The organism is Streptomyces sp. NPDC091282 (genome assembly GCF_044757385.1).
GTDB lineage: Bacteria > Actinomycetota > Actinomycetes > Streptomycetales > Streptomycetaceae > Streptomyces > Streptomyces gramineus.
In genome coordinates this window covers 345384-360339 of the sequence record NZ_JBIVUX010000009.1, presented here as the reverse complement: position 1 = coordinate 360339, position 14956 = coordinate 345384, and the positions used below count along the sequence as shown (strand labels likewise).

At 72.8% G+C, this 14956-nt stretch carries 12 protein-coding genes; 5 read left to right on the top strand and 7 right to left on the bottom strand.

Annotation, left to right across the window (positions count from 1 at the left end):
* Positions 1 to 22 precede the first annotated feature (22 nt).
* Positions 23 to 1414: a 2-oxoadipate dioxygenase/decarboxylase family protein gene (locus ACIQOE_RS35070; protein ID WP_401415864.1), complete on the bottom strand. Its 1392-nt coding sequence runs from the start codon at positions 1412 to 1414 to the stop codon at positions 23 to 25.
* Positions 1415 to 1693: 279 nt separating this feature from the next.
* Here ACIQOE_RS35070 and ACIQOE_RS35065 point away from each other — a divergent pair, with 279 nt between their 5' ends.
* Positions 1694 to 3859, top strand: coding sequence for an MMPL family transporter (locus ACIQOE_RS35065; protein ID WP_351323666.1), 2166 nt, complete (start codon positions 1694 to 1696; stop codon positions 3857 to 3859).
* Positions 3860 to 3981: 122 nt separating this feature from the next.
* Here the strand turns inward: ACIQOE_RS35065 and ACIQOE_RS35060 are convergent, their stop codons facing one another.
* Positions 3982 to 5133: a glutathione-independent formaldehyde dehydrogenase gene (locus tag ACIQOE_RS35060; protein WP_365558421.1), complete on the bottom strand. Its 1152-nt coding sequence runs from the start codon at positions 5131 to 5133 to the stop codon at positions 3982 to 3984.
* Between the two features lie 202 nt (positions 5134 to 5335).
* Here ACIQOE_RS35060 and ACIQOE_RS35055 point away from each other — a divergent pair, with 202 nt between their 5' ends.
* On the top strand, positions 5336 to 6541 hold the full coding sequence (locus ACIQOE_RS35055) for a cytochrome P450 (protein ID WP_399009160.1): 1206 nt from the start codon (positions 5336 to 5338) through the stop codon (positions 6539 to 6541).
* A 163-nt stretch (positions 6542 to 6704) separates the two neighbouring features.
* Here ACIQOE_RS35055 and ACIQOE_RS35050 read toward each other — a convergent pair whose 3' ends face one another.
* Together ACIQOE_RS35050 and ACIQOE_RS35045 are read right to left on the bottom strand one after the other, a co-directional pair.
* Positions 6705 to 8237 (bottom strand): glucosidase, encoded by a 1533-nt coding sequence (locus ACIQOE_RS35050; RefSeq protein ID WP_401415817.1) that lies wholly within the window; start codon positions 8235 to 8237, stop codon positions 6705 to 6707.
* Positions 8238 to 8417: 180 nt separating this feature from the next.
* Positions 8418 to 9101 (bottom strand): epimerase, encoded by a 684-nt coding sequence (locus ACIQOE_RS35045; RefSeq protein WP_401415815.1) that lies wholly within the window; start codon positions 9099 to 9101, stop codon positions 8418 to 8420.
* 174 nt (positions 9102 to 9275) lie between these two features.
* Here ACIQOE_RS35045 and ACIQOE_RS35040 point away from each other — a divergent pair, with 174 nt between their 5' ends.
* On the top strand, positions 9276 to 9764 hold the full coding sequence (locus ACIQOE_RS35040) for an SRPBCC family protein (protein ID WP_399009162.1): 489 nt from the start codon (positions 9276 to 9278) through the stop codon (positions 9762 to 9764).
* A gap of 149 nt (positions 9765 to 9913) precedes the next feature.
* Here ACIQOE_RS35040 and ACIQOE_RS35035 read toward each other — a convergent pair whose 3' ends face one another.
* The 3 genes from ACIQOE_RS35035 to ACIQOE_RS35025 form a co-directional block, all read right to left on the bottom strand.
* Positions 9914 to 10234, bottom strand: a complete 321-nt coding sequence (locus ACIQOE_RS35035) for a DUF6479 family protein (protein WP_365576266.1) — start codon at positions 10232 to 10234, stop codon at positions 9914 to 9916.
* 46 nt (positions 10235 to 10280) lie between these two features.
* A complete protein-coding gene (locus ACIQOE_RS35030) occupies positions 10281 to 11033 on the bottom strand; it encodes a YoaK family protein (protein WP_401415811.1) in 753 nt (250 codons plus the stop codon).
* Between the two features lie 118 nt (positions 11034 to 11151).
* Complete coding sequence (locus ACIQOE_RS35025) at positions 11152 to 12078, bottom strand: LysR family transcriptional regulator (protein WP_401415809.1); 927 nt, start codon at positions 12076 to 12078, stop codon at positions 11152 to 11154.
* A gap of 194 nt (positions 12079 to 12272) precedes the next feature.
* Here ACIQOE_RS35025 and ACIQOE_RS35020 point away from each other — a divergent pair, with 194 nt between their 5' ends.
* Both ACIQOE_RS35020 and ACIQOE_RS35015 read left to right on the top strand, forming a co-directional pair.
* Positions 12273 to 13913 (top strand): MFS transporter, encoded by a 1641-nt coding sequence (locus ACIQOE_RS35020; RefSeq protein WP_351323674.1) that lies wholly within the window; start codon positions 12273 to 12275, stop codon positions 13911 to 13913.
* A 53-nt stretch (positions 13914 to 13966) separates the two neighbouring features.
* A complete protein-coding gene (locus ACIQOE_RS35015) occupies positions 13967 to 14920 on the top strand; it encodes an alpha/beta hydrolase (protein WP_365558441.1) in 954 nt (317 codons plus the stop codon).
* Positions 14921 to 14956 lie beyond the last annotated feature (36 nt).

Genomic DNA, 14956 nt, shown 5'->3' with positions numbered 1-14956 from the left:
TGGGACCTCCAGGGGTGAGGGGTCAGCCGAGGGTGCCGGTGAGGCCCAGGGTGCGGGCGACGCGGGCGAGGGAGGCGTTCTGCTGCTGCTCGTAGAGGGCGAAGGGGTCCAGGACCTCGCGGCCCATGGCGCCGGAGAGCCAGTCGGCGTCGTAGGCGGTGCCCTGCCGGTCGTCGTCGCGCATCCCGGCGCCGGTGAGGTTGGACTGGAAGATGCCGGCGGCGGAGCGGGGCAGGAAGTCCTCGTAGACGACGGGCTCGGCCCGCACCCAGCCCTGCCGGACCAGTTCACCGATCCCGGCGGGCGGGCCGCCGCCGTGCCGCGGCCGTCGGTCGGCGGGCCGGTAGGTGAAGAAGGCCAGGCCGCGCGCCGCGAGTTCCTCCTCGCTGCCGGGCATGTGCCGCTCCCACACGGCGCGGGCGAGGCCGTCCCGCGCCGCCGTGGGGTTGCGGGACGCCTCCTCGTCGACGCGGCCGAGGAGTTCGTCGTAGTGGGCCCGTCCGGCGCGGGTGAGGGCGATGCCGCGGGCCTCGACCTCGCCGAAGCGCACCCGCAGGGAGCCGCGGACGACGTCGCCGTCCTCGGTGCGCATCGGACGGGATTCGGCCAGGGCGCGGAAGGAGGTCTGGCGCAGCAGGACGTCGGGGCCGTGCCAGGCCGGCGGCCCCTGGACGGTGTCGATCATCTCGACGCCCCGGTCCGTCATGCGGCGGTACAGCTCGTCGATGTCCAGGACGCGCGGGGTGAGGTGGTTGATGTGCGTGCCGCGCACCCCGCCGATGTCGGCGGCGACGGCCGAGATCCGCTCCAGGGTCCGGTACCAGGCCCGGTCCACCGGTTCCTTCGACAGCTCGAAGACCCCCACGGCCAGGGCGAGGAAGCGCTCGGCGTCGTCGGGCGGCAGTCCGCGGTCGGCCGCGGCGCGGTCGGCCAGGGCCAGCAGCTCCGGCGGGAACAGCTCGCGGCCGGCCAGGAAGGCCGCGAGGCGCGGGCGCAGTCCGGCATCGAAGAAGCGCGGGTCGGCGACGGTGAGCATGGAGGTGAACACCCGGAACGGGTTGCGGGCGAGTTCGGCGCCGTCGACCGGCCGGAAGGCGGTGGAGACCACGGGTACGGCGCTGGCGGCGGCCTCCCTGAGGTCGTAGAAGCCGACCGGGTGCATGCCGAGGGCGCCGAAGACCCGGGCGACCTGGGCCAGTTCACGCGGGGTGCCGACGCGGATCGCGCCGTGCCGCTCGGCGGTCACCCGGCCGATGGATCCGAGGCGTTCGGCGTCGGCTCCGCGGGTGCGCAGCACGTCCTCGTTGACCTCGCGCGAGACGTCCACCAGCGTCGTGTAGGCGGGCACCTCCCGGCCGTACATCTCCGACAGCCGCACCGCGAACGCGGCCCGCAGCCGCCACTGGCTGATCATCGGCATGGTTCGGCCCTCCGGACGGCCCGCGGGACGGGACGGCGATCATGTCTTCGATGGTCGCCGAACCTCCCTCCGCCGTACAGACGGCGGGGCCGTGCGCGGGCCCGCCGGCGGCGGAACGGAAACCCACTGGACCGACCGCCACCCGCGCTCCCTACCATATGACGGCAAGACAACTATGCGACCGGTGCGTTGGACGCGGGCCGGTCGGGGTCGCCGATGCCAGGGTCCGCTCCCCGGGCTGCGGTGATCTTCCTACCCAGGAGGACCTTCCGCATGTTCCGACGTATTGGCACTGCCGTCGTCCGACATCCCGTCTGGACGATCGTGGCATGGCTGATCGCGGCGGTGGCGATCGTCGCCACCGCCCCGAGCCTGCCCTCGAACAGCGACGAGAGCAGCTTCCTGCCCAAGAGTTACGAGTCGATCCAGGCGGCCGATCTCCAGCAGAAGGCGTTCCCCAGCGCCTTCACGCCGTCCGCGATCGCGCTCTACCAGCGCACCGACGGCGGCAAGCTGAGCGCCGCCGATCTGAAGGACGTCGCCCGGATCACCACCGAGCTGGGCGGCAAGCACATCGACCAGGTGCAGAAGGTCGTCCCCGGACCGCCGTCAAAGGACGGCAAGTACTCCATGACCCTGGTCCAGATGGACAGCAAGCAGGCCGGCCAGCCGGCCCAGGCCGACGCCGCCAAGGTGCTGCGCGACGACGTCAAGCAACTCGCCAAGGGCACGGACCTGGAGGTCAAGCTCGGCGGATCCGCCGCGCAGGCCCTGGACCAGCAGGACTCCTCCAAGCGCGGTGAGGCGCTGATCGGCATCGGCACCTTCGTGATCATCCTGGTCACGCTGCTGATCATCTTCCGGGCGCCGATCCTGGCCTTCCTGCCGCTCGTGCTGATCGGCGTGGTGTCGGCGATCGCCAACGGTCTGATCGCGTACGCCACCAAGCTGTTCGGCCTGCAGGCCAACAGCTCCGTCTCGTCGATCCTCATCGTCGTGCTCTTCGGCGTGGGCACCGACTACTTCCTGTTCCTGATGTTCCGGTACCGCGAGCGCCTGCGCGCGGGTGACGAACCCAAGCAGGCCATGATCAACGCGGTCGACCGGGTCGGCGAGGCCATCGCCTCGGCGGCCGGCGCGGTCATCATCGCCTTCCTCGCGCTGGTGCTGTCCACGCTGGGCTTCCTCAAGCAGATGGGCCCGGCCCTGGCCATCTCGGTCACGGTCACCCTGATCGCGGGCCTGACCCTGATCCCGGCCGTCGTCTCGCTCATCGGCCCGAAGGTGTTCTGGCCCTCGAAGTCCTGGCAGCAGGAGCCCTCCAACGCCCGGTTCGCGGCCCTGGGCCGAAGCGTGCAGCGCCGCCCGGCGCTGACCGCGGCGGTCTCCGGTCTGATCCTGCTCGTGCTCTCGCTCGGCACGCTCGGCTACAAGGCCACGTTCGACCTGGCCTCGGGCTCGATGCCGAAGACCAAGGAGTCGATGGTCGTCCAGGACCGGATGCAGACCGCCTACTCGGCGGGCGCCGCCGCGCCCACCGACGTCTACCTCTCCAGCGGCGACGGCAAGCCGCTGGACCGGTCCGCGTTCGACGCGTACGCCGCGAAGCTCGGGGCCGTGGACGGTGTCGCGAGCGCCCGGATGTCCCAGGTGAACAAGGCCGGTACGACCGCGGACTTCACCGTCACGCTCAAGTACGAGGCGTCCACGGACAAGGCGATCGACGCCGTGGGCCGGGTACGGGACGTCGCGCACGCGAACGCCCCCGACGGCACCGAGGCCGTGGTCGGCGGCATGTCCTCGATCTACAAGGACATCGACTCCGCGGTCAACCACGACTACCGCACGGTCTTCCCCGTCGCCGCCCTGCTGATCATGGTGATCCTGGGGCTGCTGCTGCGCAGTGTGGTCGCGCCCTGGTACCTGATCGCCTCGGTGGGACTGGGCTTCGGCGCCACGCTCGGTGCCACGGTCTGGATCTTCCAGGACGCGCAGAACAAGCCCGGTCTGATGTTCATGCTCCCGGTGATCATGTATCTCTTCGTGGTCGCCATCGGCACGGACTACAACATCCTCATGATCGCCCGGCTCCGTGAGGAGGCCCGCGAGGGCCGCGAGCCGCGCGAGGCGGCCGGGATGGCGCTGCGGCACGCCGGTCCGACGGTGGCCGCGGCGGGCTTCATCCTCGCGGCGACCTTCGCCACGATGATGCTGGCGGGCAACGCGCTGCTCACGGAGATGGGCTTCGCGGTCTCCTTCGGCATCGCGGTCGCCGCGTTCGTGATGGCGATGTTCTTCACCCCGAGCCTGACCGCGCTCATCGGCCACGCCGCCTGGTGGCCGGGCCACGCCGACCGGGCGCAGCCGGCCACGGACTCCGGTCCGGCCGCCGCCGCGGACGACGACGACGAGTACCAGGCCGCCGGACACCGCGGCTAGTACCGCGGTAACAGCGGGCAGGGGGTCCGCCGGGCCGTGAGGTCCGGCGGACCCCCTGCGTGTCTCCGGGCGCCGCCCGTGGCCGTGACCGCCGCGTCCGGGGCGGACGCCGGAGGCGGGTGCTACGCCGCCAGGGCGTGACCGGGATGCAGGACCACCTTGGTGTAGCCCTCGATCCGCTTGTCGAACTTCTGGTAGGCCTCCGGTGCGTCCTCCAGCGGCAGTTCGTGGGAGACCACGAAGCTGGGCTTGGCCCGCCCCGCGATGATCAGGTCGCGCAGCTGGCGGTTGTACTGCTTGACGTTGCACTGGCCGGTGCCCATCCGCTGCCCCTTCTCGAACATCCGGCCGATGGAGACCAGCAGCTGGCCGTGCTTGGCGTGCTCGTCGGGTCCGCCCGGGTCGGACGGGACGTACAGGCCGGGGATGCCGAGCATGCCGGTCGGACGTACCGTCTCGACCAGGGTGTTCAGGACGACCGCGGGCTCCTCGTGGCTGGCGTCGGGCGACTGGGCCTGGTAGCCGACGGCGTCGACGCCCTTGTCGGTGCCCTCACCGCCGGTCTGGGCCTTGATCTGCTCGGCCGGGTCGCCCTTGGAGAAGTCGATCGGTATCGCGCCGATCTGCTCGGCCTTGGCCAGCCGCTCGGGGACCCGGTCCACCGAGAACACCTTGGCGGCGCCGCGCAGCAGCGCGGAGTACGCGGCCATCAGCCCGACCGGTCCTGCCCCGAAGACGGCGACGCTCTCGCCCGGGGTCACCTGGGCCAGCTCACAGCCGTGATAGCCGGTCGGGAAGATGTCGGCGAGCAGCACGAAGTCGGTCTCGAACTCCTCGCCCGGCGGCAGCTTCAGGCAGTTGAAGTCGGCGAACGGCACCCGCAGCAGCTCCGCCTGCCCGCCCTCGTAGGGGCCCATGGCCACATAGCCGTAGGCTCCGCCGGCGAAGCCCGGATTGACCGTGAGGCAGAAGCCGGTCTTGCCGGCCAGGCAGTTCTTGCAGAATCCGCAGGCCACGTTGAACGGCATGACCACACGGTCGCCCTTGGACAACGAGGTCACACCGCTGCCGATCTCCTCGACGATGCCGAGGTTCTCGTGCCCGAAGACGATGCCCGACTCCGCTGCCGTCCGACCCTCGTACATGTGCAGGTCGGAGCCGCAGATGGCGGTCGACGTGACCCGTACCAGCACGTCGTTCGGGTGCTCGATGCGTGGATCGTCGACGTCCCTGACAGCGACGCTGAAGGGCTTCTCGTACACAACGGCTTTCACCTGGTTCACCTCCGCGTCGAACGCCGGGACACGACGACGGACCGCACAGACCGAGGCTCTGGCCAGGAGAAACATGTCGGAGCCGAGCCCCCGGTCCATGCCGCAGCCCTAGGCGCTCGTGTTTCACCATCGGATACTTCCAGAAAACGCCGGTCCCGCAGGCGCTGCAACCGGCGGCCGGCCGGTGTCTAGGGTGTGGGCCATGGATGCCAGTACAACGCCCTCCGCTCCGGCCGCCGTTGACCCCGCGGAGCTGTTCGCCGACCCGTACGCCGTGTACGCGCGGCTCCGGGAGGCCGGGCCCGTGCACCGCTTCACGGGGACGGACGGGCTGCCCGCCTGGCTGGTGACCCGGTACGACGACGTGCGGCAGGCCCTCGCCGACCCGCGGCTGTCGCTGGACAAGGCGCACGCGAAACCGGGCGGCTACCGGGGGCTCGCGCTGCCGCCCGCGCTCGACGCCAACCTGCTGAACATGGATCCGCCGGACCACACCCGGATCCGGCGCCTGGTGTCCCAGGCCTTCACCCCGCGCCGGATCGCACGGCTGCGCGAGCCCGTGCGGCGCACCGCGGACGCGCTCCTGGACGCCGTCGCACCGCTCGGCCGTGCGGACCTGATCGCCGACTACGCCGCACCGCTGCCCATCGCCGTGATCTGCGAGCTGCTGGGCGTGGCCGAGGACGACCGGCCGGACTTCCGGTCCTGGACCGACGCGCTCGTCGTCCCCGACCCCGCCCGGCCCGACGGCGCGCGGGAGGCGGTCAGGGCGCTCCTGGCCTACTTCGCCGGGCTGCTCGCCCGCAAGCGCGCCGAGCCCGCCGACGACCTGCTCTCCGCGCTGATCGCCGTACGGGACGAGGAGGACCGGCTCAGCGAGGACGAGCTGATGTCCCTGGCCTTCCTCATCCTGTTCGCCGGCTACGAGAACACCGTCCACCTGATCGGCAACGCCGTCCTCGCCCTGCTCGTCGACCCGCCCCAGCTGGCCGCCCTGCGCGCGGACCCGGCCCGGACCGGCGCAGCGGTCGAGGAACTGCTCCGCTACGACGGACCGGTCCCGCTGGCCATCCGCCGCTTCCCCACCGAGGACGTGACGATCGGCGGGGTCGCCGTACCGGCGGGCGAGACGGTGCTGCTGTCCCTGGCGGCCGCACACCGTGACCCGCGGCGGTTCCCCGAGCCCGACCGGCTCGACCTCGGCCGCGACGGCGCCGGCCACCTGGCCCTCGGCCACGGCATCCACTACTGCATCGGTGCGCCGCTGGCCCGCCTGGAGGCCGAGATCGCCCTGACCGCGCTGCTGGATCGCCTCCCCGGTCTCGCACTCGACGTCCCCGTGGACGCGCTGCGCCACCGCCCCTCGATGCGCACCCGCGGCCTGCTGGCGCTGCCGGTGCGGTTCTGAGCCGTTCGCGGCGGCCCGGAAGGCTGGCCGTACCCCGGGGCCGGGGGCGCGGGGCCGGCCCGGCGCCGGGGACGGAGTTCGTCGGAGCGCCGTCAGGAGGCGCCCGGGAGCGGGTCGTCGCGGCGGGGCACGGCGTCCGTGCCGCGGGCGGCGACCGGTCCGGTCACCTGGTCCACCGGTAGGTGGCGAAGGAGCCCGCCGGTACGGTCGCGACGAACGTCCGGTCGCCGACGGTCACCCTGACCCTGCGGTCGGTGCCGGCGCCGTTGCCGAGGACGGCCGTGTAGCCGCCCGAGCGGGTCCGGTAGACCACGTTGGCGACGCCGTTCTGCGCGGCGCTGGACTCCAGGCGTACGTCACCGGGTGACAGGTACTTCGCGAACTGCCCGAGCTGGTACAGCTCGTCGCGGACCGTGAAGGTGCGGGTGCCGGTGTTCACCGTGACCAGCCGGTCGGGCCACTTGGTGGTGGCCGCGACCTGGTCCCAGTCGATGTCGTTGTCCCGCGACGGCGTCCAGTGCAGGGTGCCGCCGTCCTGGTCGGTGGTCTGGGCCCAGAGGATGTAGGACCCGGCGTCGAGGCGGAAGTCGTCGAGGACGGTGGCGGGCGACAGGTCGCTCGTCTCGGTGAGCTGGACCGGTTTACCGGTCTGCTCGTACGCGTCGCGCATGACGGTCGCGTCGCCCCAGTAGGGGTGGAAGGCGATGGCGTCCGAGGCCGCGCGGACCTGGGCGCCGGTCACCGAGCCGTCCGGGGCGTCCTCGAAGATGCGGTGGTAGTTCTTGGTCGCGGTGCTGTTGGGGTCGCGCCAGTCCCAGAAGTTGAAGTCGTGCACGTAGAGCTGGGTGCCGAGGCGGGCGGCGCGCAGTTCGCGCTTGACGGCCAGCGCCAGCTTCTGCTGCTGGGCGACGCTGATGTCCATGGCCGGGTAGACGACGTCCATGCCCGGCTCGTTGAGCAGGGTCAGCGCGTCGACGCGGATGCCCTGCCCGGCGTACGCCTGCACGAACTTGACGTAGTAGCGGGCGAACACCTCGATGCAGTCGTCCCGGAGCTTGCCGACCTGGTAGTGGTCGGTGCTGCTGCCGGGCTTGAGGGCGACCTCGCCGAGGAACCGGTCGTTCGTCTTCATCCAGGCGGGCGCGCTCCATGCCGACGCGAAGAACGTGGCGCGGGGGTTGTAGCGCTGGATGAGCTTGACGGTGTCGACGATGTGCAGGTCGAGGTCGCGCCGGATGGAGAAGTGCTTCAGCCCGAAGTCCTCGGTGACTCCGGCGGGCAGGTCGTCCTCCGACCAGAACGGCAGGTGCTCGATGAGGTCGGGGCTGCCGATCGTCAGCCGGAAGCGGTCGAATCCGGCGCCGTGCTCGGGGTCCACCAGCAGCCGGATCGCCCTCGCCCGCTCGGCCGGGGTGAGCTTCCACAGGTTGGACACGCTCGTCTCGTCCAGGGAGAAGCCGATGCCGGTGTACCGCTGCCGCAGGGCGCGCGGGTCGGCGACCACGGTGGCGTCGACGGGGCCACCGGTGTCCGTGCCCGTCCTGACGACCGGCAGGGGACGCCAGGCCGCCGTGGCGCCCGAGGAGTAGGTGCCGGTCACCACCCGGCCGTGCCCGGTGTGTCCGGCCTGGCCCGCGCCGACGAGTGGCAGTGTCATGACCGTCACGGCCGCGACCGTGGTGAGCGCTCGTCTCACAGCTGCTCCTGGGTTCTGGTGGGTGGGGGGTGGTGCCGTGCCGAACCGGAGGCGCGTGACACCGCTGTTTCACCAACGGCCCACGAGGAACGCCGACTTGAGATCCAAGCAATGTCCTTGATGTTAAGTCAAGGCGTGAAGAAAGGGTTTCGCCGCGTGCGGCACCCGGCTCCGCGGCCGTCAGGCGCCCAGCCGCTCGATGTCCTTGCTGTACAGGATCCGGTTCGCGGTGACGTCCGGGCGGGTCAGGGCCAGCATGGCGCGGCCGAGGTGGTCGGTGGTCGTCGTGTGCGCGGGCAGGAGCCGGTGCAGCACCGGGTAGAGCCAGGACGTCAGGGAGTACAGGAAGCGGTAGGAGCGGGTGCGGGAGACGGCTCCGTGGCGGGGCTGGATGTAGCCGGGGCGGAACATGTACGCGTTCAGGCCCGTCGCCAGCAGCGCGTTCTCGGCACGTCCCTTCACCCGGGCCCACATGGTGCGGCCCTGCCCGGTGCTGTCGGTGCCCTCGCCGGAGACGTAGGTGAAGGTGAAGGACGCGTCGGCGCCGGCGGCGGCCAGCGCGCGGGCGGCCGCGAGCGGGAAGTCGTGGGCGACGCGGGTGTAGTCGGCCTCGCTCATACCCGCGGACGAGACGCCCAGGCAGTAGAAGCAGGCGTCCAGGCCGGTCAGCCGGTCCTCGACGACGGACAGGTCGGCGAAGTCGTCGTGGACGAGCTCGGTCAGCCGGGGATGGCTGATACCGAGCGGGCGGCGGACCACCACCAGGACCCTGTCGACCGCGGGATCGAGGAGGCAGGCGCGCAGGACGCCCTGTCCGACCATGCCGGACGCGCCGAAGACGACGACGTTCACGAGGATCTCCATGCGTGGGAGGCGGGGTCCGGCACGCTACCGGACCGCCGTCGGGTCTCCCGCGCCGGGAGCGGCGATCAGGTCGCACGGGTGCGCCCGGCGGGACCGGGTACCCGGCGGCCACGGGAGCGCCGGTCGCATCCGACGGCGTCCCGACGACGAGCCGTTTCCGACGAGGAGGAACCGATGAGCACGGTCAGGAAAGCCGTGGACGTCGCCGTCCCGGTCCACACGGCCTACAACCAGTGGACCCAGTTCGAGGACTTCCCGCAGTTCATGGAAGGGGTCGAGGAGGTCAGGCAGGTCGACGACCGGCACAACCACTGGACCACGAAGATCGGCGGGATACAGCGCGAGTTCGACACCGAGATCGTCGACCAGCTGCCGGACGACCGGATCACCTGGCGGTCGACCGAGGGTGACACCCGCCAGCGGGGCTCCGTGCGGTTCGAGCCGCTGGACGAGACCCACACCCGGGTCGAACTCACCATGGACGTCGAGCCCAGCGGCATGGCCGAGAAGGGCGCCGACGCGCTCGGCCTGATCGACCGCCGGGTCAACGGCGACCTCAACCGCTTCAAGGACTACATCGAGGGACGCGGAGCCGAGAGCGGCGCCTGGCGCGGCCGCATCCGCCCCGGCGACCCCGGCGGCACCCCCGGCCCGGCCTTCTGAGCCCGGCCGTGCGAGCGGCCGGCCCGCCGAGCCCGGCCCTGCGATCAGCACGGTGAGGACCCCGGGACCGGTATCCCCGGTCCCGGGGTCCTTCGTGCGCGGCGGTCCGCGCCGTGTCCGCCGTACCCGCTCGCTCCGGGCGGCCGCGCCTACCAGCGGCGCCGGGTCTGGTCCTCACCGGTCCTGGTCGGCGCGTTGCCGAGCTGGTGCGGGGTGAGACGGGTGCCGTCGTTCCCGGCCCGCGGCACCTCGTTCGGCTCGCGGATCTCGCTCTCCTCACGCACCGGTCCGGTGGCGGGCAGGGTGGGCTGGTCCGCGCTCCGGGGCGGCGGGGACTCCCGCCGCCGTACCCCGATACCGAGCCGGACCGCCGCCACCAGCGCGCCCGCGACGAGCAGACCGCAGACGACGATCACGATCATTCCCGCCGCCGAACCGGCGGCGGCCAGCTGTTCACGAGTCATGTCCATCGGCCCCGGGTACCCACCGCCGCGCGACGGATGCCCACGGGTCCGCTCAGAGCGGCTTGCTCCACGGGGCGTCGGAGCGGGCCTGCACGCACGCGGCGAGCGCGCAGCCGGCCAGCAGTACGCAGGCGAGCAGCAGCGGCAGCGCGGGGCTGCCGCGGCGGACGGCGAAGGCGCCGACGAGGGCACCGGCGAACATCGCGAGCGCGGACAGGGCCCGCCGGCCGGTCCTGCCGCCGGTGCCTCCCGCGGCCCGGCTGTCGGAGGCCATGCCGGTGATGGTCAGGGTCAGGACGGTCGTGGTCAGGTCGGGTACGGCGAGCGCGCGGGCGGTCGCGTTCTGGACGCCCATGGCGAGGCCGAGGAGCGCGATCAGCAGGTACCGGGCCGCGGAGGCGTCCGGTGCGGTGCCGTACCGGGCGACGGCGTAGGCCGCCAGGAACAGGACGGTCTCCACGGCGAGCGCCGCCCGCAGGACGCGGCCCCGGTGGGCGCGGGCCCGGTGCGCGATCCGGCCGCCCACCAGGGCGCCCGCGCCGAAGGCGGCCAGCGCGGCCAGCGCGGCGGCCAGGGAGAAACCCGCGGCGCCCGCGACGGCGAAGCCCGCGAAGACCACGTTGCCGGTCATGTTGGCGACGAAGACATGGCCGAGCACCAGGTAGCTGAAGGCGTCCACCAGCCCGGTCACGACCGTCAGGGCGAGCATCAGCGGAGGCAGCGGGCCGTGCCGGTCCGCCGGATCGGGCAGCACGGTCGCCCGCGCCTCCCGCAGGACCGGGCGGACGGCGTCCTTGATCGACATGGCGGCCTCTCGGGGCGGGGACGGGACCGCACCTCGTGCGGTGCGTGCCTCCAGCCTCCGGCCGCACGCATCCCCCTGTCCAACATATGGATGAGACCGCAGCGATCGCTCAGGCCGATCAATCGGGGTCGAAGCCTTCCAGGACCTCCAGGAACGCCTCGACGGCCGGTGCCGGCCGGGTGCCGTCGTGGACCACGCGGACGTGGTGCACGGCCTCGGGGTCCGTCAGACGGAGCATCCGCGCGCCCCGGGGCAGCAGGTCGGCGCTGTCGAGTCCCATGACGGAGCCGGGGCCCTCGACGGCCGACCGGGGCACGACGGTGACGCCGACCCCGCGCGCGGCCAGCCGGATCATGTCGCGGACCTGGCCCACCTCGAAGTGCCCGCCCGCCTCGGCGCCCGCCCGGGTGAAGGCGGCCTCGACCTGGCGGCGCAGGCCGGTGCCGCGGGTGAACTGGATCAGCGGATGGCTGTCCGGCAGGTCGGCCAGGCCGATGACGTCCCGGTCCGCGAGCGGGTGCTCGCGCGGTACGACGACGACCAGCGGGGCGCTGCCGAGCGTGCGGTGGGCCAGCCCGTCCGGCACCTGCGGGGCGGCGAGTCCGACCACCGCGACGTCGAGGGTGCCGGCGAGGACGGCGTCGGCCATCCGGGAGCTGGGCGCGTTGGAGACCCGCAGGTCCACGCCCGGATGCCGGGCACGGTAGGCGGCGAGCACCTCCACCATGTCGAAGGGGACGGCCATCGTCTGCACCAGGCCCAGCCGCAGGCGGCCCCGGCGCAGTCCGGCCAGCGCGTCGAGGGCGTCCTGCGCGTTGTCGACGTCGGCGAGGATGCGCCGGGCCAGCGGCTCCAGCAGCTCGCCGGCGGCGGTCAGCCGTACCGACCGGCTCGTCCGGGTGAACAGCGGGGCGCCGACGTCCTTCTCCAGCCGGGCGATCTGCTGGCTGAGCGCCGACTGGGCGACGTAGCAACGCGCCGCGGCCCGGGTGAAGTTGCGGGTCTCGGCCACCGCCAGGAAGTACTTCAGATGCCGCAGTTCCATGGCGGACAATCTCTCCCGCCGATCGACCGGGGTCAATTCATGCGTCACACCGATGCCGGGCCCCGCACCCGGCGTTTTCCCGGTCGTCCGACTGATGATCCGCGGGGCGGCTTCTGACAGGCTTACGGCGTTCCGGTCCGGCGGCGGTGCGCGCCGGCCGGGGCGCCCGGGCCCAACTCTCGCGGAGCGGTGACATGGCAGTGAGCACGAAACCCGGACCCGGCGGCGGATCCTCCGGCTCCGAGTCGTCCTGGGCGCCCCTCGCGCTCCCGGTGTTCCGGGCCCTGTGGATCGCGCAGTTCGTGTCGAACGTCGGCACCTGGATGCAGACGGTCGGCGCGCAGTGGCTGCTGCTCGGCCACGGAGCCACGCTGGTCACCCTCGTCCAGACCGCCTCCAGCCTGCCGGTCGTCCTGCTGGCGCTGCCCTCCGGCGTGCTCGCCGACCGTTTCGACCGGCGCCGGCTGCTGGTCGTCGCCCAGCTCGCGATGTGCGCGGTGGCCACCGTCCTGGCCGTCCTGGCCTTCGCCGGCACGCTGTCCCCCGGTCCGCTGCTCGCGCTGACGTTCCTGCTCGGCTGCGGCACCGCGCTGATGGGCCCGGCCTGGCAGGCGATCCAGCCGGAACTGGTCGCGCGCAGCCAGCTGGCGGAGGCGTCCGCGCTGGGCGCGGTGAACATGAACCTGGCCCGGGCCATCGGGCCGGCCGTCGGCGGCGTGCTGGTCGCGGCGGCGGGCGCGGGCTGGACGTTCGCCTTCAACGCGGTCTCGTTCCTCGGCATCGTGATCGTCCTGGTGCTGTGGAAACGCCCGCCGGCCGAGCCCGTCCCGGCCGCCGAACGCGAACGGTTCCTCACCGCCCTGTACGCGGCCCGCCGTTACGTCCGCAACGCCCCCGGCGTCCGCCGTGTCCTGCTGCGCACGGCCCTGTTCATCCCCGGCGCGGCCGCCGTGTGGTCGCTGCTGCCGCTGGTCGCCGGCCGCTCGCTCGGCCTGGGCTCGGGCGGTTACGGCCTGCTGCTCGCGGCCGTCGGCGTCGGCGCGGTCAGCGGCGCCTTCCTGCTGCCCCGGATGCGCAGGCTGCTCGGCGCCAACGGCACGCTCGTGGCCGGGGCCGCCGTCTTCGCCGTGGTGCTGGCCGTCCTCGCCACCGTCCACGTCACCTGGGTCGTCGCGCTGGCCCTGCTCCCCGCCGGCCTGGCCTGGATCGGTGTCCTGTCCACCCTGAGCGCGGCCACCCAGACCCGGCTGCCCGGCTGGGTGCGGGCCCGCGGTCTGGCCGTCTACCTCCTGGTCTTCCAGGGCGGGCAGGCGCTCGCCGCGCCGCTGTGGGGCGGACTGGCCCAGTGGCTCGGGCTGAGCACCGCGCTGCTGATCGCGGCGGCGCTGCTGCTGCTCGCCGCGGCGAGCGTCCCGCGGTGGCCGCTGTACGACGCCACCCGCATCGACCCGACGCCGTCCGACCACTGGCCCACTCCGCCCCTGGTCTACGAGCCAGGTCCGGCCGACGGCCCGGTCCTGGTCTCCGTCGTCTACCGCGTCGCGCCCGCCGACCGTGCCGCCTTCACCGCCGCCATGGCGGACGTGGCCCGCTCCCGGCGCCGGACCGGTGCGCTCACCTGGGGCCTGTACGAGGACGGCAACGAACCGGGCCGCTTCATCGAGAACTACCTCATCGCCTCCTGGGCGGAGCATCTCGCCCAGCACCACACCCGGCTGACGGAGACCGACCGCCGCTTCGAGACGACGGCCAGGGCCCTGGTCCTGCCGGGCACCGAGCCGGAGGTCACGCACGCCTTCGACGTCACCGCCACCGCGCGGGACACCGTCGCCTGAACGCACGCCGGCCACGACACCGGAGCCGAAGATCGTTGCGTACGCTCGGGCCCATGGTCCAGCATCGATTCATCGACGTGAACGGAATCCGGCTGCACATCGCCGAGGAGGGTTCCGGCCCCCTGGTCGTGCTGCTGCACGGCTTCCCCGAGTCCTGGCACTCCTGGCAGCACCAGTTCGGCCCGCTGGCCGCCGCCGGCTTCCGCGTGGTCGCCCCGGACCAGCGGGGCTACGGCAGCAGCGACCATCCCGAGGACGTCGACGCGTACAGCATCTTCCATCTGGTCGGCGACGTCGTCGGGCTGATCGGGGAGCTGGGCGAGGAGCGGGCGTTCGTCGTCGGGCACGACTGGGGCGCGCCGGTGGCCTGGCACACCGCGCTCTTCCGTCCGGACCTGGTGCGCGGGGTGGCCGGGCTGAGCGTGCCGCCGCCGTTCCGCGGGACGAGGCCGCCGTTGCGGGCCATGGACGAGATGTTCGGCGGCCGCTTCTACTGGAACTACTTCGCCCGGCCGGGCGTCGCGGACGCCGAGTTCGGCCGCGACCCGCGCACCACGCTGCGGAAGTTCTTCCACCTGGCCTCCGCCGACAGCGGTGCGGCCGGGCAGCCCCTGGTGGACCCCGAGCGCGGCTGGCTCGCCGACATGCCGGATCCCGAGGTGCTGCCCGCGTGGTTCACCGAGGAGGACCTGGACGCGCTGACCGAGAGCTTCTCCGCCGGCTTCACCGGGGCGCTCAACTGGTACCGCAACCTCGACCGCAACTGGGAACTCACCGCCCCCTGGCACGGCGCCCGGGTCACCCCGCCCGCGCTGTACGTCTACGGCGACCGTGACGTGGTCCCGGCGTTCCCCGGCACCCCCGAACTCATCGCCAGGCTGCCCGCCCTGATGCCCAACCTGGTGCGCGAGCCGCTCGAACTGGCGGGCTGCGGACACTGGACGCAGCAGGAGCGCCCGGACGAGGTGAACGCGGCGCTCGTCGAGTTCCTGACCTCCCTCTCCTGAGCGCTCGTCCCCGGCCGGTCCCGGCGCTCCCCGCTG